22 protein-coding genes and 1 pseudogene are annotated in these 22213 nt (G+C 71.9%); 14 read left to right on the forward strand and 9 right to left on the reverse strand.

The genetic code is table 11. The annotated features are described in order from the left end of the window. Positions 1 to 74 precede the first annotated feature (74 nt). Positions 75 to 887: a class I SAM-dependent methyltransferase gene (locus tag ABEA82_RS33035; RefSeq protein WP_425588578.1), complete on the reverse strand. Its 813-nt coding sequence runs from the start codon at positions 885 to 887 to the stop codon at positions 75 to 77. Positions 888 to 1248: 361 nt separating this feature from the next. Here ABEA82_RS33035 and rpsA point away from each other — a divergent pair, with 361 nt between their 5' ends. From rpsA to ABEA82_RS33055, 4 genes are all read left to right on the forward strand, one after another. Continuing rightward, positions 1249 to 2742: a 30S ribosomal protein S1 gene (gene rpsA, locus ABEA82_RS33040; RefSeq protein WP_345665403.1), complete on the forward strand. Its 1494-nt coding sequence runs from the start codon at positions 1249 to 1251 to the stop codon at positions 2740 to 2742. 168 nt (positions 2743 to 2910) lie between these two features. Beyond that, positions 2911 to 3849, forward strand: coding sequence for a PAC2 family protein (locus ABEA82_RS33045; protein ID WP_345665404.1), 939 nt, complete (start codon positions 2911 to 2913; stop codon positions 3847 to 3849). A 124-nt stretch (positions 3850 to 3973) separates the two neighbouring features. Then, positions 3974 to 4594: a dephospho-CoA kinase gene (gene coaE, locus ABEA82_RS33050; RefSeq protein WP_345665405.1), complete on the forward strand. Its 621-nt coding sequence runs from the start codon at positions 3974 to 3976 to the stop codon at positions 4592 to 4594. A gap of 50 nt (positions 4595 to 4644) precedes the next feature. Continuing rightward, complete coding sequence (locus ABEA82_RS33055) at positions 4645 to 5025, forward strand: tetratricopeptide repeat protein (protein WP_345665406.1); 381 nt, start codon at positions 4645 to 4647, stop codon at positions 5023 to 5025. 32 nt (positions 5026 to 5057) lie between these two features. On the opposite strand, the gene ABEA82_RS33060 is transcribed toward ABEA82_RS33055, so the two are convergent. Then, positions 5058 to 5321 carry a DUF6343 family protein gene (locus tag ABEA82_RS33060; RefSeq protein ID WP_345665407.1) on the reverse strand — a complete coding sequence of 88 codons (264 nt, stop codon included), beginning with the start codon at positions 5319 to 5321 and terminating at the stop codon, positions 5058 to 5060. A 160-nt stretch (positions 5322 to 5481) separates the two neighbouring features. Here ABEA82_RS33060 and ABEA82_RS33065 point away from each other — a divergent pair, with 160 nt between their 5' ends. The 3 genes and pseudogenes from ABEA82_RS33065 (at position 5482) to ABEA82_RS33075 (ending at position 7277) form a co-directional block, all read left to right on the forward strand. Beyond that, positions 5482 to 6162, forward strand: a complete 681-nt coding sequence (locus ABEA82_RS33065) for a class I SAM-dependent methyltransferase (protein ID WP_345665409.1) — start codon at positions 5482 to 5484, stop codon at positions 6160 to 6162. A gap of 9 nt (positions 6163 to 6171) precedes the next feature. Next, positions 6172 to 6693: pseudogene (locus tag ABEA82_RS33070) on the forward strand (protein kinase family protein); the annotation flags it as partial. 122 nt (positions 6694 to 6815) lie between these two features. Continuing rightward, positions 6816 to 7277 carry a DoxX family protein gene (locus ABEA82_RS33075; protein ID WP_345665410.1) on the forward strand — a complete coding sequence of 154 codons (462 nt, stop codon included), beginning with the start codon at positions 6816 to 6818 and terminating at the stop codon, positions 7275 to 7277. 18 nt (positions 7278 to 7295) lie between these two features. On the opposite strand, the gene ABEA82_RS33080 is transcribed toward ABEA82_RS33075, so the two are convergent. Continuing rightward, positions 7296 to 7817, reverse strand: a complete 522-nt coding sequence (locus ABEA82_RS33080; protein ID WP_345665412.1) for an RNA-binding S4 domain-containing protein — start codon at positions 7815 to 7817, stop codon at positions 7296 to 7298. A gap of 337 nt (positions 7818 to 8154) precedes the next feature. On the opposite strand from ABEA82_RS33080, the gene ABEA82_RS33085 reads away from it, so the two are divergent. Further along, positions 8155 to 8859 carry a uracil-DNA glycosylase gene (locus ABEA82_RS33085; protein ID WP_345665414.1) on the forward strand — a complete coding sequence of 235 codons (705 nt, stop codon included), beginning with the start codon at positions 8155 to 8157 and terminating at the stop codon, positions 8857 to 8859. Positions 8860 to 8894: 35 nt separating this feature from the next. Here the strand turns inward: ABEA82_RS33085 and ABEA82_RS33090 are convergent, their stop codons facing one another. Next, positions 8895 to 9551, reverse strand: coding sequence for a GntR family transcriptional regulator (locus ABEA82_RS33090; RefSeq protein WP_345665416.1), 657 nt, complete (start codon positions 9549 to 9551; stop codon positions 8895 to 8897). Positions 9552 to 9722: 171 nt separating this feature from the next. Here ABEA82_RS33090 and ABEA82_RS33095 point away from each other — a divergent pair, with 171 nt between their 5' ends. Together ABEA82_RS33095 and ABEA82_RS33100 are read left to right on the forward strand one after the other, a co-directional pair. Continuing rightward, complete coding sequence (locus tag ABEA82_RS33095; protein WP_345665518.1) at positions 9723 to 11174, forward strand: NCS1 family nucleobase:cation symporter-1; 1452 nt, start codon at positions 9723 to 9725, stop codon at positions 11172 to 11174. Between the two features lie 5 nt (positions 11175 to 11179). Next, positions 11180 to 11917: an aspartate/glutamate racemase family protein gene (locus ABEA82_RS33100; RefSeq protein WP_345665418.1), complete on the forward strand. Its 738-nt coding sequence runs from the start codon at positions 11180 to 11182 to the stop codon at positions 11915 to 11917. On the opposite strand, the gene ABEA82_RS33105 is transcribed toward ABEA82_RS33100, so the two are convergent. Both ABEA82_RS33105 and ABEA82_RS33110 read right to left on the reverse strand, forming a co-directional pair. Continuing rightward, the gene (locus ABEA82_RS33105; RefSeq protein WP_345665420.1) at positions 11912 to 12517 is read right to left on the reverse strand and encodes a gamma carbonic anhydrase family protein; all 606 of its coding nucleotides are present in this window, start codon (positions 12515 to 12517) and stop codon (positions 11912 to 11914) included. The genes ABEA82_RS33100 and ABEA82_RS33105 overlap by 6 nt on opposite strands. Positions 12518 to 12527: 10 nt before the next feature. Then, complete coding sequence (locus tag ABEA82_RS33110) at positions 12528 to 12941, reverse strand: RidA family protein (RefSeq protein ID WP_345665422.1); 414 nt, start codon at positions 12939 to 12941, stop codon at positions 12528 to 12530. A gap of 153 nt (positions 12942 to 13094) precedes the next feature. Between ABEA82_RS33110 and ABEA82_RS33115 the strand changes: the two genes are divergently transcribed. Next, complete coding sequence (locus ABEA82_RS33115; RefSeq protein ID WP_345665424.1) at positions 13095 to 13871, forward strand: nucleotidyltransferase domain-containing protein; 777 nt, start codon at positions 13095 to 13097, stop codon at positions 13869 to 13871. 6 nt (positions 13872 to 13877) lie between these two features. Here the strand turns inward: ABEA82_RS33115 and ABEA82_RS33120 are convergent, their stop codons facing one another. After that, positions 13878 to 14855, reverse strand: coding sequence for an expansin EXLX1 family cellulose-binding protein (locus ABEA82_RS33120; RefSeq protein WP_345665425.1), 978 nt, complete (start codon positions 14853 to 14855; stop codon positions 13878 to 13880). Between the two features lie 260 nt (positions 14856 to 15115). Between ABEA82_RS33120 and ABEA82_RS33125 the strand changes: the two genes are divergently transcribed. Next, entirely contained in the window at positions 15116 to 17014 is a 1899-nt protein-coding gene (locus ABEA82_RS33125; RefSeq protein ID WP_345665426.1) for an FUSC family protein, read from the forward strand. A 51-nt stretch (positions 17015 to 17065) separates the two neighbouring features. Here the strand turns inward: ABEA82_RS33125 and ABEA82_RS33130 are convergent, their stop codons facing one another. Beyond that, the gene (locus ABEA82_RS33130) at positions 17066 to 18010 is read right to left on the reverse strand and encodes an endonuclease/exonuclease/phosphatase family protein (protein ID WP_345665427.1); all 945 of its coding nucleotides are present in this window, start codon (positions 18008 to 18010) and stop codon (positions 17066 to 17068) included. Positions 18011 to 18062: 52 nt separating this feature from the next. On the opposite strand from ABEA82_RS33130, the gene ABEA82_RS33135 reads away from it, so the two are divergent. Continuing rightward, positions 18063 to 19427: an amidohydrolase gene (locus ABEA82_RS33135; RefSeq protein ID WP_345665428.1), complete on the forward strand. Its 1365-nt coding sequence runs from the start codon at positions 18063 to 18065 to the stop codon at positions 19425 to 19427. Between the two features lie 265 nt (positions 19428 to 19692). Further along, positions 19693 to 19875 carry a hypothetical protein gene (locus ABEA82_RS33140; RefSeq protein WP_003989511.1) on the forward strand — a complete coding sequence of 61 codons (183 nt, stop codon included), beginning with the start codon at positions 19693 to 19695 and terminating at the stop codon, positions 19873 to 19875. Positions 19876 to 19900: 25 nt separating this feature from the next. Here ABEA82_RS33140 and ABEA82_RS33145 read toward each other — a convergent pair whose 3' ends face one another. After that, positions 19901 to 21874: an ABC transporter ATP-binding protein gene (locus ABEA82_RS33145; protein ID WP_345665429.1), complete on the reverse strand. Its 1974-nt coding sequence runs from the start codon at positions 21872 to 21874 to the stop codon at positions 19901 to 19903. Between the last annotated feature and the right edge of the window lie 339 nt (positions 21875 to 22213).

Consider the following 22213-nt stretch of genomic DNA (forward strand, 5'->3'; position numbering starts at 1 on the left):
CGGGGAACCGCGCGACCGGCCAGGACGGCGCCGCGGGCGGCAGACGGCCGGAAGCGGCCGTCCCGCGCGGTGGCTCAGTCCCGCTCGCACACGAAGATCGCCGTTCCCGGGATCAGATTCCCGCGCAGCGGCGACCAGCCGCCCCACTCGGCCGTGTTCCAGGCCGGCCACTCCGGCTCCACCAGATCCACCAGCCGGAAGCCGGAGGTCACGACGTCCCGGACCCGGTCGCCGAGCGTCCGGTGGTGCTCGACGTAGACCGCGCGGCCCTCCTCGTCCTGCTCGACGTAGGGCGTGCGGTCGAAGTAGGAGGAGGACACCGACAGCCCCTCGGGTCCCGGCTCGTCCGGGAAGGCCCAGCGGATCGGATGCGTCACCGAGAAGACCAGGCGGCCCCCGGGCCGCAGCACCCGGCGCACCTCCCGCAGGACCAGCCGGGGATCGGCGACGAACGGCAGCGCCCCGTACGCCGAACAGGCCAGGTCGAACGAGCCGTCCGCGAAGGGCAGCGCCACGGCGTCGGCGCACACCAGGGGGAACGGGCCGCCGATGCGCAGCGCGTGCTGCAACTGCCGGTGCGAGATGTCCAGGGCCACCGGGCGGGCGCCCTGGCCGGCCAGCCAGCGCGAGCACTGCCCGGCGCCGGCGCCGAGCTCCAGGACGTCCTTGCCCTTCAGCTCCTCCGGCGGACCGAGCAGCTCGGCCTCCACCTCGTCCAGACCCTCGGGACCCCACACGAAGCGGTCGTCGCCGAGGAACGTGCCGTGCTCGACCTGGTACTCGTCCGCGTTGCGGTCCCACCAGCCACGGTTGGCGCGGGAGCTCTCCGTGACACCGGCAGCACGCCGGGTGGCCTCGGGTTCGGACGCTTCGGGCTCTTGGATGATCGGCTCCCTCGTCGTACTCTTCCGTCAAGTCGGCCCGGGAGGGCCGCAAGGGGGGTGTTGTACGCCCTGCGTGGCCTCGGACGACACGACTTGTGCCGGGTATGCGGCGTTCCGCCCCGCGTGGACGGCTTCGCGCATTGACCCTGCCCGGCTGCCCCCGTATGCTACAAGTTGCGCTGCGGGCCTGCGCACCTCAGACGTAGCAGGCTGCGCTCGCATCTGTATGTATGTCCCCTCGGTTGTCGAGGCGCCACCGTTTTTGAGTGGCGCTTCCTTGGCTGTCCGGCTTCTGCAGAGCGAAACGGGCTCCCGGCGTAGCAGTACCTACGACTTCAATGTCCGTACCGGAGCCCTTTCCCACATGACGAGCAGCACCGAGACCACCGCCACCACCCCGCAGGTAGCGGTCAACGACATCGGTAACGAGGAAGCCTTCCTCGCCGCGATCGACGAGACGATCAAGTACTTCAACGACGGCGACATCGTCGACGGCGTCATCGTGAAGGTCGACCGGGACGAGGTCCTGCTCGACATCGGTTACAAGACCGAAGGTGTGATCCCGAGCCGCGAGCTCTCGATCAAGCACGACGTCGACCCGAACGAGGTCGTCGCCGTCGGTGACGAGATCGAGGCCCTTGTTCTCCAGAAGGAGGACAAGGAAGGCCGCCTGATCCTCTCGAAGAAGCGCGCCCAGTACGAGCGTGCCTGGGGCACCATCGAGAAGATCAAGGAAGAGGACGGGATCGTCACCGGTACCGTCATCGAGGTCGTCAAGGGTGGCCTCATCCTCGACATCGGCCTCCGTGGCTTCCTCCCGGCCTCCCTGGTCGAGATGCGCCGCGTCCGCGACCTCCAGCCCTACGTGGGCAAGGAGCTCGAGGCCAAGATCATCGAGCTGGACAAGAACCGCAACAACGTGGTCCTGTCCCGCCGTGCCTGGCTGGAGCAGACCCAGTCCGAGGTCCGCCAGACGTTCCTCACGACCCTCCAGAAGGGTCAGGTCCGTTCCGGCGTCGTCTCCTCGATCGTCAACTTCGGTGCCTTCGTGGACCTGGGTGGCGTCGACGGTCTGGTCCACGTCTCCGAGCTGTCCTGGAAGCACATCGACCACCCGTCCGAGGTTGTCGAGGTCGGCCAGGAGGTCACCGTCGAGGTCCTCGACGTCGACATGGACCGCGAGCGTGTCTCCCTGTCGCTGAAGGCGACCCAGGAAGACCCGTGGCAGCAGTTCGCCCGCACCCACCAGATCGGCCAGGTCGTGCCCGGCAAGGTCACGAAGCTGGTTCCGTTCGGTGCGTTCGTCCGCGTGGACGAGGGCATCGAGGGTCTGGTCCACATCTCCGAGCTGGCCGAGCGCCACGTGGAGATCCCGGAGCAGGTCGTCCAGGTCAACGACGAGATCTTCGTCAAGGTCATCGACATCGACCTCGAGCGCCGTCGCATCAGCCTCTCGCTGAAGCAGGCCAACGAGTCCTTCGGTGCCGACCCGTCGGCGGTCGAGTTCGACCCGACCCTGTACGGCATGGCCGCGTCCTACGACGACCAGGGCAACTACATCTACCCCGAGGGCTTCGACCCCGAGACCAACGACTGGCTCGAGGGTTACGAGAAGCAGCGCGAGGAGTGGGAGCGCCAGTACGCCGAGGCGCAGACCCGCTTCGAGCAGCACCAGGCGCAGGTCATCAAGTCCCGCGAGGCCGACGCCGCCGCTGCCGCCGAGGGTGGCGAGGCCGCCGCTCCGGCCGCGTCCGGTGGCGGTTCGTACTCCTCCGAGGGCCCGGACAACTCCGGCGCGCTTGCCTCGGACGAGGCGCTTGCCGCGCTTCGCGAGAAGCTGGCCGGTGGGCAGAGCTGAACGCCCGCTGAGCTGTAGCTCCTGACCGAGGGGCCGTACCTTTCGAGGTGCGGCCCCTTGGTGTTTTCCGGGTCGTGGTCCGGCCGCCAAGATCGAATTTCTCCCCTCCGGGAATGCCTCCGCCCGCAACGGCGTTGTGGAGTATGAACACGAGGAGGGGCGGTCACAGTGCTTGATCCGCAGGGTTTGTACGCGTGGGAGCCGAAGGGGCTGGCCGTCGTCGACATGGCGCTGGCCCAGGAGTCGGCCGGTCTTGTCATGCTCTACCACTTCGACGGATACATCGACGCCGGTGAGACAGGGGACCAGATCGTCGACCGGGTGCTCGACTCGCTGCCCCACCAGCTCGTCGCCCGGTTCGACCACGACCGGCTCGTGGACTACCGGGCCCGCCGCCCGCTGCTGACGTTCAAGCGCGACCGCTGGAGCGACTACGAGGACCCCGCCATCGAGGTGCGACTGGTACAGGACGCCACCGGCGCTCCCTTCCTGCTGCTGTCCGGGCCCGAGCCGGACGTGGAGTGGGAGCGCTTCGCCGCGGCCGTGAAGCAGATCGTCGAGCGGCTCGGCGTCCGCCTCTCGGTCAACTTCCACGGCATCCCCATGGGCGTCCCGCACACCCGGCCCGTCGGCCTCACTCCGCACGGCAACCGCACCGACCTCGTCCCGGGCCACCGCAGCCCGTTCGAGGAGGCACAGGTGCCCGGCAGCGCCGAGTCCCTCATCGAGTACCGGTTGCTCCAGGCGGGGCACGACGTCCTGGGCGTGGCCGCCCACGTCCCGCACTACATCGCCCGCTCCCCGTACCCGGACGCGGCCCTGACCGTCCTGGAGGCCATCACGGCGGCGACCGGACTGGTCCTGCCGGGGATCGCCCATGGCCTGCGCTCGGAGGCCCACCGCACCCAGACGGAGATCGACCGGCAGATCCGCGAGGGCGACGAGGACCTCACCGCCCTGGTCGAGGGCCTGGAGCACCAGTACGACGCCGTCGCGGGCGCCGAGTCCCGCGGCAACATGCTCGCCGAGCCGGTGGACATCCCGTCGGCCGACGAGATCGGCCAGGAGTTCGAGAAGTTCCTGGCGGAGCGAGAAGGCGACAACTGACCCCGGGGGGAGCGCCCCGAAGGGGGCGCGGGGAACTGCGCGACCAGCCCGACACGACCCGCCCACGCATGACGGCCCGCACCACCCGGATCCGCCTCCCGGCGGAGCGTCTAGGCTGCGGCACATGCTGAAGGTTGGCCTGACCGGTGGTATCGGCGCCGGCAAGAGTGAGGTGTCACGGCTGCTCGTCGAGCACGGAGCCGTGCTGATCGACGCGGACCGCATCGCGCGGGAGGTCGTCGCACCAGGGACCCCTGGTCTCGCCGCGGTCGTGTCGGCCTTCGGCGAGCAGGTGCTCGCCGCCGACGGCAGCCTGGACCGGCCGAAGCTCGGCTCCATCGTCTTCGCCGACGCGGCGAAGCTCGGCACCCTCAACTCGATCGTCCACCCCCTGGTCGGCGCCCGCTCCCGCGAGCTCGAAGAGGCCGCCGCCGAGGACGCGGTCGTCGTGCACGACGTCCCGCTCCTCACCGAGAACGGCCTGGCACCGCTGTACGACGTCGTGATCGTCGTCGACGCGAGCCCCGAGACCCAGCTCGACCGGCTCGTGCGGCTGCGCGGCATGACCGAGGAGGACGCCAGGGCGCGGATGGCCGCGCAGGCGACACGGGAGCAGCGGCGCGAGATCGCGGACGTCGTCATCGACAACGACGTCCCGCTGGAGGATCTGGAGCGGCGTGTGAGGGACGTGTGGTCCGAGTTGGAGCGCAGGTCGCAGGCGTCCCGGCCGTCCCCTCCGGAATAGGGTCACCGCGAGGGCGCGTTGAAGCCGTCCAGTGAGGGAAGGACTCTGCCGTGCCCGAGATCAGCGGATCCAACGGACGTACCCCGGAGACGGACGTCATCGACTTCCGTGCCGCCGAGCAACTGCTCGCGGCGCGCGATCCACGGGGCGCGGTGAAGCTGCTCGACGAGGTCGTCGCCGCACACCCGGAGAACACCGCCGCGCGACTGCTGCGCGCGCGGGCCTTCTTCGCGGCGGCGCAGCTGAGGCCGGCCGAGCTCGAGTTCTCCATCGTTCTGGAGCGCGAGCCGGACAACGCGTTCGCGCACTTCGCGCTCGCCCGCACATATGAGCGGCAGGGGCATCCCGAGCGCGCCCAGCGCCATTTCCGCCTGGCCGCCGCACTGGACCCCAACCCGGAGTTCCTGAGGGCGGCACGCTTCGACTCGTGAGCCGGCCGCTCAGGGTGCGGCTCATGCGACTCTCAGGGGCGGTTGTCCGGCGGCCGGTAGGGCGGGATGTCGCGGCCCGGCTGGTAGTGCGGGCCCTGGCGGATGTGCCTGACGACCACGACGAGATCGATCGTGACGACCAGCAGCAGCACGCCGCAGGCGATGGCCCAGCCGGTCCGCCCGACGATCGTGAACGCGACCGTCCCGAAGAGCGTCCAGATCAGCCCCCACAGGCTCAGCCAGAAGCGCGCCCGCAGAGCACTGCGCGCAGTCGTCGGTTCACTGCCTGTACGCATCGCGATCTCCACTCCTGTTTGCAACGTACTCCTCGCCGCGGTCGCTGACCAACAGGAGCGATCGGGCCCGCACGGGACTGCGCTCACTCGGACGGGTGATGACGGACGGCACGGGAACTGGCGTGCGGGGGCGGGCCGTTGGACGGGCATGGAGCTGAAGATGCGTGAGGGCTACGAGGGGACGGGGCCGGGGGCCATCACCCCGGACGGCTGTGCGGTGGAGTTGTATTCGCGCCTCCCCATCGGCGAGGAGCCGGACATCATCGCCGCCGCGGTGCCCAGGGGAGCGCACATCCTGGAGCTGGGCAGCGGGGTCGGCCGTATGACCCACGCTCTGCTGGAGCGCGGGTTCACGGTCACGGCGGTGGACGAGTCCCCCGAGATGCTGGAGCGGGTCCGCGGGGCGCGGACGATATGCGGGCCGATCGAGGAACTCGACCTGGGCGAGAAGTTCGACGTGGTGCTGCTGGCGTCGTTCCTCGTGCACGCCGGGGACGCCGAGATCCGCAGAGGCCTGCTGCGCACCTGCGTGCGCCACCTCGCGGAAGGCGGCAGCGTGCTGATCCAGCGGGAAGGCGAGGACTACCACACGAACGTGCCACGCGAACGGGTGGACCCCAGTGGCTTCACCCTACGGATCGTGTCGGCGGAGCCGGTCGGCGACGGGGTCAACTCGGTGCGCGCGGAGTACGAGTTCCCGGACGCGGTCTGGACCCACACCTTCCGCGCCCGCCCGCTGACCAAGGAACAGTTCGAGGAGGCCCTGCGGGAGACAGGACTGAGGGTGGACGAGTACCTGACGGACGACGGGATCTGGGTGAGAGCGGTGCAGGCGGCTTAGGCGGACAGGGTGGGTGAGGGGCGGTACGGGGCAGGGGAGCGGCGGCGTCTTACCGGCTACGACACAGTCGCGACAGAACTGGCGCTGCTCGGCGACACCGCGTTGTGCGAGCTGCTGGACACCGCCGTGCCGCTGGGCACCGGCATCGGAGGAAAGTCGGCTCGCCTGGACGTGTCCGGCACACCGGTCTTCGTGAAACGGGTGCCCCTGACGGACCTTGAGCGGCGGCCGGAGCACCTCCGGTCCACGGCCAATGTGTTCCGGCTGCCCACCATGTGCCAGTACGGCATCGGCGGGCCCGGATTCGGGGCGTGGCGAGAGGTCGCCGTCCATGCGATGACCACGAACTGGGTGCTCTCCGGACAGTACCGGGGCTTCCCTCTGATGTACCACTGGCGCGTTCTGCCGGACGAGGCGCCGGCGTTGCCGGACGAACTGGCCGACGTGGAACGAACCGTGGCCTACTGGGCCGGAAGTACGGAGGTGCGGCGTCGCATCGAGGCGCTGCGACAGGCCTCGGCAAGCGTCGCAACTATGGGCAGTGGGGCGCGTGAGCCGGAGCGGAAAAATCTGCCGGACGGCGATGAGTTCGAGGGGCAGGGGAGGTCTACTTCTGCGTCATCACCACGGACCGCTCACCCCAGGAGACCTCCATGTCCTTCACGCCTGAGACCACCGCCCTCGCCTCCGCCCCGGCCGGGGGTGTTGTCGCCGAGTCCGCGACCGCTCGCGGGCGGCGTGCCCGGATCGCGCTGCGCGGTCTTCAGGTGCTGCTCGCCCTCTTCTACGCGGTCGCGAGCGCCCTGCCCAAGCTGATCGCGCACTCTTCGGCCGTCGAATCCTTCGAGCAACTCGGCTGGGGCAGGGCGGGGATGTACACCATCGGCGCGCTCGAACTGGCCGGAGCGGTCGCCCTGTTGATCCCGGTGCTCCAGTCGGTGGCGGCGATGGCGCTGAGTGCGCTGATGGTGGGCGCGTTCATCGTCCAGATCGCTGTCTTCGACGGTCAGTACGCAGCGACACCGCTCATCCTGATCGTGCCGCTCGCCCTCATCGCCTGGGCTCGGCGGGGGCGCAACGCCGATCTGCTGCGACTGCTGCGGCTCCGTGCGTGACTCCGCCGCGTGCACTGCTCACGACCCTGGCTTGTCCGGCCCTCCGCCGGGGCCGAAGCCGGGGCCCGGGCCGGGCAGGCCGCGCAGGCGTTCCAGCTCGCGGCGGTCGCGCTTCGTCGGGCGGCCCGCGCCACGGTCGCGGATACCGGCCGGGGCGACGGCCTCGCGGGGCGGGGGCGGTGGGGAGTTGTCGATGTAGCACTGCACGGCCACGGGAGCGCCGACCCGCTTGCGGATCAGCCGTGTGACCACGACGACCCGCTCCCGGCCGTCGTGCCGCAGACGTACCTCGTCACCGACGCGCACCGCGTGGGCGGGCTTCACACGCTCGCCGTTGACGCGCACGTGCCCGCCCCGGCATGCGGTGGCGCCCATGGAACGGGTCTTGACCAGGCGTACCGACCAGATCCAGCTGTCGACGCGTACGGTCTCACCGGTCTGCGGCCCCGCCGCCTCGGCGGCGGCGACCGCCGCGGCGACCTTCGGGTCCTGGGCCTCCGCCCCGCCCACCCCGCCGCTCTCCGCACCTTCAGAAGCCATGTCCCCGACCTTAGCTCTCCGAGAGGCCCGTCCGGGCGGGGTAAAACGTCCCGGGGCCCGTCCGCGGCGGGCAGTACCTTCTCGGCCTGGCGCGGAGGAGCCCCCGCGGTCCGTCTCCACCTCGGCACCGGTCCAGTCGTCGGGCGTTGCGGCCGGGCCCGGTGCCGTGGTTGGTGACCGGTGTGGGGCTGCTGGGCGGGGCTCTGGTCTGGCTTCGTCGTGTCGAGGTGCGGTCCGTGCCGGGTGCGACCGTCGCCTCGGGATCACGCGCCGGCATGTCCTGAGCCTTCCGCCTCCCGGTGAGGGGCGCAGTCCCACCGCCGCCTACGGTGGAGGCATGGACGCCAGCGGTCTTCCCCTCCTGGACCAGCGCATCTCGGACTGCCGGGCCTGTCCGCGGCTCGTCTCCTGGCGTGAGGAGGTGGCGCGGGAGAAGCGTGCCGCGTACGCGGACTGGACGTACTGGGGACGGCCGGTGCCGGGGTTCGGGCCGGCGGACGCCAGGCTGCTGATCGTGGGGCTCGCACCCGCGGCCCACGGCGGGAACCGCACCGGCCGGATGTTCACCGGCGACCGGTCAGGAGACGTGCTGTACGAGGCGCTGTACGACGTCGGCCTCGCTTCCCAGCCGACCGCCGTGCACGCCGACGACGGGCTGGAGCTGTACGGGGTGCGTGTCACCTCGCCCGTGCACTGCGCCCCGCCCGCCAACAAGCCCACCCCCGAGGAGCGGGACACCTGCCGCCCCTGGCTGGTGCAGGAGCTGCGGCTGCTTCGTCCGACGCTGCGTGCCGTCGTCGTGCTCGGTGCCTTCGGCTGGCAGGCCGCACTGCCCGCGTTCGCCGAGGCGGGCTGGTCCGTGCCCCGGCCGCGCCCCGCCTTCGCCCACGGAGCCCGCTTCGAGCTGGACGGCCTGGATCTCTTCGGCTGCTTCCACGTCAGCCAGCGCAACACCTTCACCGGCCGGCTCACCCCGGAGATGCTGCGCGACGTGCTGCGGACGGCCGCACGGGCCGCGGGGCTGCCGACGGCCGGGGACTGACGGAAGAGGGCGCTACGGCCAGGGCGCTTCCTCGGCTAGGGCGCTTCCTCGTCCCCGAACAGATGCCGCATCGTGGAGCGGTAGTTGGTCCGTACGTGCGTGAGCGCGTGCGCGCGGGCCCGGTCGGGATCGCCCGAGGCGATCGCCTCGTAGAGCTCGCGGTGCTCCACGAGGAGCTGGGGCCACTCCTCGTTGCGCCGGGTCATCCAGCGCAGCCGGCCGGCGACCGGTTCCAGGGCCTCGGTCAGCAGGCTGTTGCCGGCCATCGCCATGATGCGGTCGTGCAGGCGGCTGTTGAGGTCGGTGATCAGCTCGGCGTCCCCGGCCTCGGTGGCGGCGGCCGCGCGGCCGATGAGCTCCTGGACCTCGGCCAGGTCCTCCGGTGTCGCACGGGACGCGGCGAGTCCGGCGGCGTAGACCTCCAGGGCCTCGCGCAGTTCGAACAGTTCCTTGACGTCGGTCGGGGTGAGACGGCGTACGACCGTGCGGCGGGGCGTCTCGAAGTGGACGAAGCCCTCGGCGACGAGCGCCCGGATCGCCTCGCGTACCGGGACGCGCGAGACGCCGAAGCGCTCCGCCAGCTCGCGTTCGACCAGGCGGTCGCCGGGAAGCAGGCTGCCCGCGATGATCTGCTGCCGCAGCTCGGCCGTGACGCGTTCGCGCACCGCTCCCAGGGGTTCGATCTTCGTCATGCAGCCCATCTTCGCCGAAGCGAGGTCTCTTTTACGGAGCGTTAACAGGAGCGATATCCGTCAGAACTGTTGACGACGAGACCATGTGCGCAGTTTGGTATACCAAACGCACCGGCCGTGCAGCCCCCCGCAGCGCAGTCCTCCGTCGTCCCCTTGCTCATGGAGGCCACCGTGTCCCTCGCCGACCGAGCCGCAGCCACCGGCGCCCCAGCGTTCGTCCCCGATCCCCGCCTCACCAACGAAGACCTCGCGCCCGCGAAGAAACGCAACTGGAAGGTCTTCGATCTCTTCGCCATGTGGATGTCCGACGTCCACAACCTCGGCAACTACACCTTCGCGGCCGGACTGCTCTTCCTCGGCATGAACGTCTGGCAGATCTTCACGTCCCTGCTCGTCGGGTTCGTGATCATCTACATCGGCATGAACTGGATGGGGAAGATCGGACAGCGCCACGGCGTGCCCTTCCCGGTCGTCAGCCGGATCGCCTTCGGTGTCTGGGGGGCCAACATCCCGGCGCTCATCAGGGCCGTGATCGCCATCATGTGGTACGGCATCCAGACCTACCTCGCCTCCGTCGCCGTCAACGTGATGCTCCTCGCCGCCTGGCCGAGTCTGGAATCGTGGACGCACAACTCCTTCCTCGGCCTGGACGCGCTCGGCTGGGTCTCCTTCATCGCCCTGTGGCTGGTCCAGGCGGCGATCATCAGCCGGGGCATGGAGTCGGTCCGCAAGTTCCAGGACTTCTGCGGCCCGGCGATCTGGCTCGTGATGATCGCCCTGGCCGTGTGGATCCTCTACAAGGCCGGCTGGACGATCTCCCTCACCTCGACCCCGCACCCGGTCTCCGTCGGCGAGCAGTGGCGCCAGTGGTTCGGCGCGATCGGTCTGGTCCTCGCCACCTACGGCACCCTGATGCTCAACTTCTGCGACTTCTCCCGCTTCGCCCCCGACTACAAGTCGGTCAAGCGCGGCAACTTCTGGGGCCTGCCCATCAACTCCACGGCCTTCGTGATCGTGTCGGTCATCGTCACGGCGGGCGCGTTCGAGGTCTTCGGCAAGGAGATCACCGACCCCGCCTACCTGGTCGCCGAGATCGGCAACACCTGGGTGCTGGTCCTGGGCGCGCTGACCTTCGCCATCGCCACCATGGGCGTCAACATCGTCGCCAACTTCGTCTCACCGGCGTACGACCTCGCCAACGTCTGGCCGCAGAAGATCACCTTCAAGGTCGGCGGCATGATCAGCACGGTCGCGGCCCTGCTCGTCACCCCCTGGAACCTCTTCTCCAACCCGACCGTCGTGAACTACTTCCTCGGCGGCCTCGGTGCCTTCCTCGGCCCGCTGTTCGGTGTGATCATGGTCGACTACTACTGGGTCAAGCGCGGCCGCGTGAACGTCGACGAACTGTTCGACGCCTCTCCCGGCGCCCGCTACCACTACCGCAAGGGCTTCAACCCCAAGGCACTGTGGGCGTTCCTGCCGGCGGCGGGTGTCGCGGCGGTCCTCGCCCTGGTGAAGACCTTCAGCGACGTCGCGCCGTACTCCTGGTTCATCGGCACGGCACTCGCGGCCGGACTGTACACGGCGCTGTGCCGCCCCGAGCGCGCCACCGCGGAGGTCTGAGAGACGTGCGGATCGTCGTCACCAACTGCAACACCACGCAGGAGATGACCGAAGAGATCGTGCGAGGTGCCCGGGCCGCCGCAGGCCCGGGCACCACCGTGACGGGACTGACCCCCGCCTGGGGGCCCGAGTCCGCGGAGGGCTGGCTCGACAGCTACCTCTCCGCCGCGGCCGTCCTGGACACGCTGCGCACCTACGACGGACCGCCGTACGACGCCGTCGTCATGGCCGGTTTCGGGGAGCACGGGCGCGAGGGCGTCCGCGAACTGGTGGACGTACCCGTCGTGGACATCACGGAGGCCGCGGCGCACCTGGCCTGTCTGCTCGGGCGGCGGTACGGCGTGGTCACCACGCTGGAACGCTCCTGCGGCCAGATCGAGGACAGCCTGGAGACGGCGGGCGTGGGCCGCAACTGCGCCGCGGTCGTGGGCACGGGCCTGAACGTGCTCGACCTCGGCGACGAGGAGCGCACCGAGACGGCGTTCCTGGCCGCCGCCGAACGGGCCTGCGCCGCCGGGGCCGAGGTGCTGGTGCTGGGCTGCGCCGGCATGACCGGGCTGCAGCGCGCGGTAGGGGAGAAGCTGGGCCTGCCCGTCGTCGACGGGGTGGCCGCGGCGGTCAGGCTCGCCGAGTCGCTGGTGGCGCTGGGGCTGACGACGAGCCGGGTGGGGAGTTACGCCGAGCCGCTGGCGAAACGGAGGGTGTGGGGGAGGCCCGGACGGCAGCAGCGCCCTGGCTCATGACGGGCCGCCGAGCGTGACGTCGTCGCGATGGGCCCCGTAGAAGGCCACCTGCCGGGCCATCACCTGCCTCATGGGGGTGCCGCGCGGTACGGCGTACACCGTGCCGGGGAAGTCCAGCGCCTCCTGGATCTGCCAGAGTTCGTCGTGCTCGCCGGGCGCGAAGAGCCGGGCCCGGGGCGCGCCCGCGGCGATCCAGCCGATGGGCAGGACGGTGCCGGGCGGCAGTACGGAGTTGACGTGCAGCACGCTGTGGATGCGCAGCTCCGATCCGGCGCCCGCGACGGCGCCGGGGAAGACACAGGCACCGGTGGCGACGAAGACCTCGTCCTCGAGGGTGGCCCCGTTGACATGGACGTGCGGTCCGACGAGCACCGCGTCACCGATGGCGGTCGGGTGCCCGGCCCGCCCCCGCACCAGGGCGTTCTCCATGACCACGACGTCCGAGCCCACCCGCACCTCGCCGTCCTCGGCGGTGAGCACGGCCCCGTGCAGCACACGGCTGCGCTCGCCGAGGACGACGGCCCCGCACAGGACGGCCGTCGGGGCGACGTAGGCGGACTCGGGGACCACCGGGCGCCGCCCGCGGTGCTCGATCAGCATGGAGTTCTCCTCAGGTCGGCGCCCCGTCGGGCACGACGGCTGTCGCCGTAATCTCCACCAGCTGCCCGGTGTACCCGAGGCACGCCACGCCGATCAGCGTCGACGAGTGCGGACCGGTGCTGAGCCCGGACGCCTCGACGACGCTCCACACGGCGGACAGCACGGCCGGCTCACCGCTCACGACGTACACCTCGGTCGCCACGACGTGCGCGAGATCGCTCCCCACGGAGGCCAGTTGCTCCGTCAGGTTGGCGATCACCTGCTCGGCCTGCCGTACGGGGTCCCCGGGACCGACCAGCTCACCATGGGCGTCCAGCGGCACGGATCCGGCGAGGAACGCCAGCCGCGTGCCGGCCTCGACGACGGACGCGTGGGAGTAGGCGGGCGGCGGGAAGAGGCTCGGAACGGTGACGCGGCGGATCACGGCGGACTCCGATCTGGGGCGACGGCTCTGGTGGTGGCACGACAACCCACCGATCATGCGAGGTCCGGAGCCCGCGCGCACCCGTATTTCGGTTCCCGCGGACCGGGTGGCAGCCCTACCCTTCCCGGACACCGCCTCCCCCAGGAGCCCACCGTGCCCCTCCCGTCGGACCAGACCTTCCTCGACACCGCCGCCGACCGTCTCGCCGCCATCCCCACGGTCCGGGCCGTCACCCTCGGCGGCTCTCGCGCCCAGGGCACCGAACGCCCCGACAGCGACTGGGACCTGGCGGTCTACTACCGGGGCGCCTTCGACCCGGACGACCTCCGGGCTATCGGCTGGCAGGGCGACGTCAGCGAAGTCGGCGCGTGGGGCGGCGGCGTCTTCAACGGAGGCGCCTGGCTTACCGTTCAGGGCCGGCGCGTGGACGTCCACTACCGTGATCTCGACGTCGTCGAACACGAACTGGCGGAAGCGGAGCGGGGCCGCTTCCGCGTCGAGCCCCTGATGTTCCACCTGGCGGGCATCCCGACGTACCTGCTCGTCGCCGAACTGGCGATCAACAAGGTGCTGCGGGGCGCCCTGCCGTGCCCCGGCGCCTACCCAGCGCCCCTTCGTGAGACCGCCCCGCGGCACTGGCACGGCATGGCCACGGCCACCCTCGCGTACGCCAAGGCGGGCCACGCGCCGAAGGGCTCGGTCACCCAGGTCGCCGGCGCGATCGCCCTCGCCGCGACCCAGACGGCGCACGCGGTGCTGGCGGCACGCGGGGAGTGGGTCACCAACGAGAAGGGGCTCATGGCCCGAGCCGGTCTCGGCGAAGTGGACGCCCTGGTGGCGAACCTGGCGCCGAGTCCCGACGCCCTCGTCCGGGCGGTCGCCGACGCGGAGGCGCTGTTTCACGCCGGACGGGCGGATGGGACTCCCTGAGCGCGCTCAGTGCCGGGCGAACTGGACGCGGGTCGGCTGTACCGCGTCCGGGCGCAGCGCGATGCCGTTGACGGTGAGTTGTTCGCCGTAGATGTCGGTGAGCCGGAGGGCGCCGCCGCAGCCGGTGCCGTCGGGGGAGAGGAAGTAGTTGTACTCGGTGCGGGTCAGACGGCTCCAGCCGCTCCCGGTGCTCACCTCCAGCCGGGCCAGCGGATTGCGGTGACCGAGCGCCTGGACGCCGCACCAGTGGCGGCTGGAGCCGGACTTGTAGCGGATCGAGACGGTGTCCGACGTACTCGGGCTCAGCAGGCTCCATGTGATCGGGATGCGGCCGGCGGACAGGCCGGCGAGCTTGGCGAAGGCCTCCTTGCTGAGGTCGAGCTGCCCGGGGGCGCAGGGCGAGGGGCATTCGTTGGTGATCCGGACCGTGACGGAGGCGCCGTTCGCCGCGCGGACGAGGATGTACGCCCCGCAGGCCTTGGAGGTCTCGTAGTCGGTGGTGTTCATCGCGGCGACCATGAGGTCGGGGCTCGGGCCGTACAGGCAGGCGCCGTCGCCGTCTCCGGCGTCGTAGTGCGTGGCGACCCCCGTGTAGGAGACCTGGGGCTTGATCCGCCCCGCCAGGGGCGCCGAGTCGGACACGGCCCGCTGGGCGGGTCGCGGACTGGCGGCGGGCGAGGGCCGGGCCGGCGCGGGGGTCGTGGTGCGCGCCGGGGTGGGGCTCACCGTGGACGGCTTCGGCTTCGACTGCCGCTTCGACTGCCGCTTCGACTGCGGCTCGGCCTTCGCCTTCGGTGTCGTGGGCGTGGCGCTCGCCCGCGCAGTCGTGGAGCGTTCGGCCGCGGCCCGCACGGTCTCCGGCTCACTTCCGGGGCGGAGCGCCACCATCAGCGACACGAGGAGTGCGACGGCCGCCAGGGCGACCGCGGAGGCGAGGGCCGTACGCCGCCTGCGAAGGGGACGCCGGTGGGAACGGGATGCCACGGATGAGTCCTTGTCTCGTTCGGGAGAACACGCGCTTGCGCCTCATCAGTGGCCGCCGAGCCCCAAAAGGTTGCCGCCCGTCCGCGGGGTCTCCGGAGCGACTGCCGTTTGTGGTCATAAAGAATCCGGCCCTCACGCGGTCCGTCACATCGCGGAAACCTTTCCTCCAGGAACCGCGCCTACCGTGAACAGCCACACCCCGCCCCGGCCGCCGTCGCCCGAAGGCTCACCCCCGCCCTCGACGAGACGACAGGAGCCCCGTGTCCCGGACCCGCCGCCTCACCCTCGCGCTGCCGCCCTGGCTCGCCCACGCCCTGCGTGCCCAGCGGGGGCCGGTGCCCTGGAGCGCGGTGACGCGCGGGGCGTTGTCCGCGGGGCCGCTGCTGCTGGTGGCCGTGCAGGCCGGGCGTACCTCCCTCGGGGTGGTCGCCGCCATCGCCGCCATGCTCGCCGGGATCAACGACCGGCCCGGGAGCCGGCGGGCCTCGGTCAGGCGCCTCGGGGTGCCGGCACTCGGTGGTGCCCTGGGGATGCTCATCGGGACGTACGCCGGGCAGCAGACCGGGGCGGTCGTGCTGACCGTGATCCTCACGCTCGTCGGGCTCGTCGCCGGCGGCATCAGTGCGATCGGGCCCGTCGCGTCCGCCTTTGGGACGCAGTTGCTCGTCGGCTCGGCGATCGGGGCCGGGATGCCTCTGCCGGAAGCGGGGTGGCAGCGTGCGCTCGCCTTCCTCGCCGGCGCCGGGTGGCTGGTGGTGCTGCGGCTCGTGCTGCCCACGCCCGGGTCGCTCGCCGGGGACTTCCGGTTCGACGGGGAGCGCAAGGCCGTGGCCGGTGTGTACGACGCCGTCGCCGAGCTCCTCGACGCCGTCGGCGGGCCGCAGGCCATGCGCCGCCGGGCCGCGCTCACCGCCGCCCTCGACCACGCCCAGGACGCCCTCACCGGACCCCGGTTGCGGCGGTACGCCTCCTCCTCCGCCGAGCGGCGGCTGCACGCGCAGTACGCCGCCGCGCTGCCCCTCGCCGAGGCCGCCACCGCGCTCGCGTGGGCCGGAGAGGCCCTGTCGGAGCGGGCCTCCGAAGGGCCCCGGCGGCTCGCCGCCGCCGTGCGCGGCAACACCCACACCGGGCCGCTGCCCGCGCCCACCCGATCGGCGCCCGCGCTGCGCGCCCTCGACGACGCCCTGCTGCACGCCGCCGAGGTCTTCGACCAGGGCCGGGGCGGAGACCTGCACACCCGGAGCCGTACCCTCAGGGACCGGACGCGGTCCGCCTTCGGCGCCGCCGGACGCGAGTACGGGCTACGCGTCGCCCTCTGCTTCGGAGCCAGCGCGGCGATCGCCCAGGTCCTGCACAAGGGCCAGTGGTACGGGCAGCACGACCACTGGTACTGGCTGCCGGCCACCGCCGTCTTCCTCGTCAAGCCCGACCTCGGCCCCCTGGTCTCGCGGGTGCTGAACCGGGCCGCCGGGACCGTGCTCGGCGCCGTCCTCTTCGCCGGGTTCGCCGCCGTCCTGCCCCACCCCGACGGGCTCATCGCGCTGGTGGCCCTCAGCGGAGCGCTCATCCCCGTAGCCACCCGCCACTTCGCCGCCCAGACCGCCGTGGTCACCGTCCTCGTCCTCGCCCTGGTCATGGTGGGCGGCGAGGCGCAGGCCTCCATGGGGCGGATCGGCGAGACGCTGCTGGCCTGCGCGATCGTGCTGATGGTCGGCCACCTGACGATGCCGGGGCAGAAGGGCGGGGGCGTGCGGGGCCGGCTCACGGCCGCGAGCGAGGCCGCGTACGCCTACCTCACCCACGTCCTCTCCGAGGCGGACACCCCGCGGATCGGCACGTCCGGCACCCCCTCCGACCACCGTGCCACCCGCTGGACCCTGCGCCGCGAGGCCTACCGCACCCTCGCCGAGGCCCGGTCCGCCATCACCCTGGCGGCCCACGAACTCCCCGCCCTGGCCCGGCACACCGAGGGCGCGGACGAGGTGGCCGATCTCCTCGAACGCCTCGTCGACACCACGACCGCCTGCGCCGTCCACCTCGACGACACGGGCCGCGTCGACGCACGGCACACCGAGCGCCTCGCCGCCCTCCTCGACCAACTCGACGGACCCGGTGCGCGGCTGGGCGTGCGGCTGCCACGGGCACCCCTCGCCGGATAGCGCCCTCACCCGGGGGCGCCCCTTTGCGGGGGCGGACGCCGCTGGGCCGCCTCAGCCGACCCGTATCCACACCGGCGCGTGGTCCGAGCCGGGGGCGCCCCTGCGCTCCGCCGGGTCGGGGCCGATCGACGGGAGGCCGGGCGGGCCCTCGCCGGGCAGCCCCGTGCCCGCCGAGGTCACCCGGTGTGCCAGGCGGTGGCTCACCAGCACATGGTCGATCAGCTCGCGTCGCCCGGAGTTGACGCGGGACCAGCGCTGTCCGGACGGGATGAGCGGGGCCACGTCCCACAGCCGTGACGCGTCACCCCCGTCGGCCCTGTCGTAGCCCGGCGTGCCGATCTCCGAACCGGGCGGGCCGAGCAGGATCTGGGTCGTCGCCGCCTGCGCCTCGTCGTTGAGGTCGCCCAGCACGGCCACGTCCCTGGCCCGCCCGTCGCCGTCCAGCAACTCGTCCGCGAGGGCGCGCAGCGCCGTCGCCTCGGCGGCCCGCCGGTACAGGGCGTAGGCGCCGTAGCGGGCCCGTTCGCCCTCGTCACGCGGCTGGAACCGGCCGTCCGGGTACGTCAGCAGCTTCGACTTCAGGTGGCAGACGGCCACGCGCAGGGGCCCGTCCCCGACCTCCACCGCCAGAAAGCCCCGCCCCGCCCGCGCCACCGTCAGCCCCGTGTCGTCCACCTGCACGGGACGCAGCTCCGCCGGGAACGCCGTCGTGTCGGCCACCACCCGCAGCTCGGCACGGCTCAGGAACCCGACCCTTGTGCCCCGGCTGTCCGGGTGCTCGGACAGGGCGAGGTGCCAGTCGTCGTCGAGCATCCCGGCCAGGTCCTTCAGAGCCTCGGGGTCCCCGACCTCCTGCACGCCGAGCAGCGTGGGGTCGAGTTCCGTGACGACGGCGGCGAGTGCGGCGAGCTTCGCGTCGTACGCGGCCTCGTCCTTCGGGCCGAACGGGCCGCCGGGCCGGTACAGGTTCTCCAGGTTCCACGTGCCGAGCAGCATGCCGGGCTCCTTTCCGAAGCCGACCCCTACGACCCAGTCGTACGTTGGCGTGATGACGCCTTCCGCCGCGGACAGTCCCGCAGAGCTCATCATCAGCGCATGTACCGTCCTCGTGCACGACGATCAAGAACGCATCGGGTTCCAGGAGGACGCCGCGATCGTCGTACGCGACGGGCTGGTCGAGGCGGTGACGACCACCGGGGCGGTCGCGGACCTCGCCGCCGCCGAGCGCCTCGACGCCCGCGGTCAGGTCGCCCTGCCCGGTCTGATCAACTGTCACACGCACGCGCCGATGGTCGCGCTGCGCGGCCTCGCCGAGGACCTGCCCACCGAGGAGTGGTTCAACGACGTGGTCTGGCCCGTCGAGTCCAACCTCACGGCCGAGGACGTCGAGCTGGGGGCACGGCTCGCCTGCGCCGAGATGATCCGCGCCGGCGTCACCTGCTTCGCCGACCACTACTTCGCCATGGACGCGGTGGCGGCAGTGGTCGCCGAGTGCGGTATGCGGGCGCTGCTGGGCGAGGCCTACTTCTCCTCGCAGGGCCCCGAAGGCCGGGAGCGGTCACTGGAGTTCGCGCTGCGCCACCGCGGCTTCGCGGACGGCCGGATCACCACCGCCCTCGCGCCCCACGCCCCCTACACCGTCGACGACACCGACCTCACGGCCACCGCGCGACTCGCCCGCGAACACGCCCTGCCCGTGCACCTCCACGCCGCCGAGAACCGCGACCAGACCGACACCAGTCTCGCCCGCCACGGCGTCACTCCGATCCAGGTCCTCGAACGCACCGGCATCCTCGACACCGACGTGCTCCTGGCCCACGGCACCGGCATCACCGACCGGGACCTTCCCCTGCTGGAGCGGGCGGGCGGTCGTACGGCCGTCGCCACCGCGCCCCGCGGCTACCTCAAGTTCGCCTGGCCCGGCACCACACCGGTCCGCGCCCTGCGCGACATCGGCGTCGACGTCGGACTCGCCACCGACGGGGCCGCCTCCAACAACTCCCTCGACGTGTGGGAGTCCATGGCCCTCACCTCGCTGATCCAGAAGTCGTCCGAGGGCGACCCCCGCTGGCTGACCTCCCGCCAGGCCCTCCACCACGCCACGCTCCAGAGCGCCCGGGCCGTGGGACTCGGGGGCAGCGTCGGCAGCATCGCGCCGGGGCGCAGGGCGGACATCGTCCTGGTCGATCTCACCGGACCGCACACCCAGCCCGTGCACGACCTCGCCGCCACCCTGGTGCACAGCGCCCGCTCCGCCGACGTCCGCACCACCGTCGTCGACGGCCGGATCCTGATGCGTGACCGGAAGCTCCTGACGATCGACGTGCCGGAGGTCGTGGGGGAGCTGGAGCGGCGGCTGCCCGCGCTCGTCGACCGCAGCCACGGCCGGCGCATCCAGGAGTACGACACCTGACTCGCCGGGCCGGTCCGCCTGCCTCGTGACCGGATACGGGACGTCCGCAGGACAGGAGGGGCCCATGGCGCCTACGGATCCGGGATCACGACGAGTGCGACCAGTGATACGGAAGGTGAACACATACGCCAAGAGGCTGAGAGGTTGGTCACACTTGGCGGTGAACGAGTGTCAACTACGTCTCAGAACCGTCACTTCGCGAGCCGTTCACCCCATGGTTGGCGTTTAACTCTACGAGTACAGCGCTACATGGAGGTGCAGGGTGGTGAACGGGCGAACGGTGCTCGAGCGCTTTCCCGCCGGCGGGCCGCGAGGCTCCTGGCCGGCGGAGGAGTTCGCGCAGGCGCGGCGTCTGGAAGGCCTGCCTGCCGAAGTTGTCATGGACCTCGCGACGGACATGTTCCTGGTGATCGTGCGCAGCGGCGACGGCGCCGACGCCACCGCATGACGGACGGCCCGGGCAAGGCCCTCGCTCAGCCCGCCTTCGGCGCCGGCACCCTCTGGACGGGAGCGGGTGGCGTGACCGGCGAGGGCGGCTTGGTGAACTGCTCCGCCTGGAGCGCGTACAGCTCGGCGTAGAGGCCGCCGGTCGCCAGCAGCTCGTCCGGTGTCCCGGACTCCACCAGCCGGCCCTGGTCCAGGACGTGCACCAGGTCCGCATGGCGCACGGACGCCAGCCGGTGCGTGATCAGCACGACCGTCTGGCCGCTGTCGGCCAGGGCGCGGATCCGCTCGAACACCTCCAGCTCGGCCCGGGCGTCCAGCGCCGCCGTCGGCTCGTCCACGATCAGGATGCGGCCCCTGCGGTACGCCGCGCGGGCGATGCCCAGCCGCTGCCACTGGCCCCCCGACAGTTCGTGACCGCCGCTGAAGTTGCGGGCGAGCAGGGTGTCCAGTCCGCGCGGCAGGTCGGCGACCACCGTCTCCGCCCCGGCCTCGGCGATCGACGTGGCCAGCCGCTCCTCGCACAGCGGCGCCGACGTGCGGCCCAGGGCGACGTTCACCCGGGCCGTGAACGGCCACCGCTTGAAGTCCTGGGCCACCATCGCGATCCGCTCGGCCAGCCGGTGCCGGTCGGCGGTCGCCGCGTCCACGTCGTCCCACACGATCCGCCCGCGCTCCGGGGTGTAGAGCCCGGCGAGCAGTTTGACCAGGGTCGTCTTGCCGGAGCCGTTCTCGCCGACCAGCGCCACGATCCGGCCCAGTGGGAGGGTGAGCGTCACGTCGTCGAGGGCGGGACGGGCCGACTCACCCGGATACCGGAAGGTGACGTTCTCGAAGCGGATCTCGCGCGGGTTCTCCGGCAGCGCCCGCCCGCCCACCGGGATCGCCCGCTGCGCCGCCTCGGTGTACAGCCGTTGCAGGTCGCCGACGAAGAGGGCCTCTTCGTGCAGCGCGTTGACCTCCACCACGAGCGTGTCGAGGCTCTGGGAGCCGGTGCGGATCGCGATCACGGCCGTACCCGCCACCGACAGGGCCATCGCCCCCGCCACCAGCAGCCCGCCGAGCGTCGCGTACGTCGCCACCGTCGCCAGGCCCGTCCACGCCGCGGCGATCAGGCCGGTACGCGCGGCGAGCCGGGCGAGGCGGGCCTGCTCGGCCTCCGCCGTCTCGGACATCGCGCGGAAGTGCCGCAGCAGGAACCCGCCCACTCCGTGCACCCGGATCTCGGGTGCCGCCTCGGGCTCGATCAGCAGACTGCCGAGCAGGCGGCCCGCGCGGGCGTGCTGCACCCAGGCGTGGAACGACTCGTAGCGCCGCCGGGCCATGGTCAGGGCGCTCCACGCGCTCGGCAGCGTCATCGTCACCAGCAGCGGCAGGAGCGCCGGGTGCAGCACGGTCAGCACGCCGGCCGCCGCGACCAGCGAGATCATCGCGTTGATCACCCGTGTCCCGTACATGATCATCCGGCGGGCGGAGGCGGCGCCGTACTGGGCGGTGTCCAGCAGCTTGTGGAAGGCGTGGTCCTCGATCGCGGCCAGCTCGACGGTCGCGGCCCGCTCCAGATAGAGCTCGGTGGCCACCCGCTCCACCTTGGGCTCCAGCCGGCCGGTGGCGTACGTGCTCGCGGCCCGCAGCAGCGCCGCGAGCAGCATCACGGCGGCCACCGTGACCAGCGCGGGCACGGCGCCGCGCAGCCGGTCCTCGATCGAACCGCCGCCCATCAGCCCGGCCAGCACGCTGTTGACCGCGAGCAGGCTCACCGCCTGCGCCACACCCCGGCCGGCCTCGGCGGCCAGGACGATCCGTGCGGCACCCCGGTCGGCCTGCCGGGCGAGCCGCAGGCTGGACGTCAGCAGGGACGGCAGCCGGGTGATCATGGCCCGGAAGTTCAGCTCCAGGAACGCGTCGGCGTGCTGGTTCCAGCCCATGTCGTAGCGCAGCGGTCCGCCGAAGAGCAGCCGCTCCGACTCGGACACCTCCGGCGCGGTCCGCTTCTTCCCCACGGTCGACCGACCTCCCACCTCGTGCCCCGCCTTGTGAGGCGGACCACTATTGCGGTGGCGGAGCCCGTCCGGGCAGGGCGCAGCCCGGGGCGCCGGGTGCGCGCGGGCGCACGACCTGACCGGGGGAGGCGTCGGGCGGCGCGGGGGTGTGGGGTGGTGTGGGGGTGCGGGCGTGCGCTTGGCTGCTCGACCGGTCTGTGCTGCTTGATGGGCTGGTGGTGGTCGATCGGCTGGTGGTGCTCGCTCTGGTCCGTGTTGTCCGACCCACCGGGCGTGCTCTAGGTCCCGTGCTGCTCCACCGGCCCGTGCTGCTCGGACAGCCCGTGCTTCTCTACCGGC

Source organism: Streptomyces venetus, from assembly GCF_039540295.1.
Lineage (GTDB): Bacteria > Actinomycetota > Actinomycetes > Streptomycetales > Streptomycetaceae > Streptomyces > Streptomyces venetus.